At 72.7% G+C, this 315-nt stretch carries 1 protein-coding gene; it reads left to right on the top strand.

The features are described 5' to 3' along the window. Nucleotides 1–315: peptidase dimerization domain-containing protein (locus SB773_RS30845; RefSeq protein ID WP_410594045.1), on the top strand; the 315-nt coding region annotated here is incomplete at both ends.

Here is a 315-nt window from a genome sequence, read left to right as displayed (position 1 = left end):
GCGAGAGATCGTCGCGGATCCCGCCTTGCCGGGACCCGTGCTCTGCAATGTGGGGACGATCTCCGGTGGCGCCCGCGCCAACGTGATACCCGCACGGGCAGAGGCGGAGATCGGTCTCCGCTTCACCGATCCGGTCACCGAGGAGCGGGTGATGCGGGCACTCGCCGCACTGCGGCCCGTCCGCGCCGGTGCGGAGATCGTCGTCGAGACCTTGAGCGCCCGCCCTGCCTGGCTCGCCTCCGCGCAGGACGCCGCGCTGGTGGCGACCATCGAACGGTCCGCCGCGGGCATCGGACAGCGCATCGAGGCGCGTCC

Origin of the sequence: Bacillus sp. SIMBA_074 (assembly GCF_046534555.1) — a bacterium.
In the GTDB taxonomy this organism is placed as follows: Bacteria; Bacillota; Bacilli; order Bacillales; family Bacillaceae_G; genus Bacillus_A; species Bacillus_A mycoides.
Note: the sequence above shows the minus strand (reverse complement) of the source record. Positions and strands in the feature narration are given on the sequence as shown.